Annotated in this window: 1 protein-coding gene; it reads right to left on the bottom strand. The window is 40.6% G+C overall.

The genetic code is table 11. From position 1 onward, the window contains the following. Nucleotides 1-335 precede the first annotated feature (335 nt). On the bottom strand, nt 336-1,007 hold the full coding sequence (locus tag QUA54_RS34320) for a hypothetical protein (protein ID WP_333419504.1): 672 nt from the start codon (nt 1,005-1,007) through the stop codon (nt 336-338). Nucleotides 1,008-1,133 lie beyond the last annotated feature (126 nt).

Raw genomic sequence — 1,133 nt, 5'->3', positions numbered from 1 at the left:
TCATCTTTATTTGACGATTTTACTAGCTTTTTCATTTTAACTTTTTTTTGACACCTTCGCAAAAGTGAGATGCACCCCATTCACTCGGAGGAAAATGAACAACTTTTCCCGGTTCAAATGGGATACTTACTTGATTGGGACAACTTATTAAATGCGTATCCCAATCCAGGAAAAAAGAATTTTTATCAAATCGACCAGAATTTCTGACAGGCCAGGCCTTGCAAAATATCTTTAATTGCTCATCCCGCTGTGTGACCCAATGACTAGATAAATAAGCCCGGTCAATATGTAACTCAGTTAGGTGAATATTTTGGAGTCTTAAGTCACGTTCTAGGTCAAGTGTAGCAGCCGATTCGGGAGTATTTGCGCTCCTTCAATGCTACCGCACAAACCACACCGCTATCTAAATCTTTAAGAATGTGGCGTTTATACCCATCTATTTTTTTAGATCGGCTTTTCCGTCCATGCCGCATATCTGGGTCTTCAATAGAAATGCGACGGTCTTTTGCTACTCCTTTGATTAGAGTAGAAACTCCTTGAGAGTCTAACGTCACATTTTGGGATTCAATGACTCGGGCAACATTCAGGGTCTCTTGGGCGAGGTCAAACCCATGACAATGAGATTGACATTGCATCCATTTTTCTACAGAATCCAAGCTATTTAGGATGATTGAGAGCGCATTTTGACGCTCGATTTGATTATCCCAATTCAAATCTAATGCCGTTTTTAAGCTAGAACTATTCAGGATGAGTACACCAGCTTCATCGGCAATTTCTGCTGACTCCCGCCCCTGTGCAGTAGCTATCACACTCACTGCTTTCCGCAAAGCATGACCCAATAGATTATATGTGTCTTCGACTTTCCCAGCTCCCCATAAAGGTGAGGAATTATCGGCCGCTTTGAGTTGAGTTGAGCCAAACCCACCTTTTTGTTTGGCAATCTCTACGGTGCGGTCAATTAAACGTTGGTCTAGTTCTTTTTTAATTAAGCCCTTTCTAAATCTCACCAAAGTGGCTTTGCTAAAAGGGGGACTTTCACACTTGAGACAATCGAGAACTAAGGAATGAAAATTTAATAACACAAGCAAGGTATAATAAACAAATGAGTGAATATCAATGTACTTGACATTTCA

It is taken from the genome of Microcoleus sp. MOSTC5 (assembly GCF_036701825.1).
In the GTDB taxonomy this organism is placed as follows: Bacteria; Cyanobacteriota; Cyanobacteriia; order Cyanobacteriales; family Microcoleaceae; genus Microcoleus; species Microcoleus asticus.
This window is presented reverse-complemented; position numbering and strand designations above follow the sequence as displayed.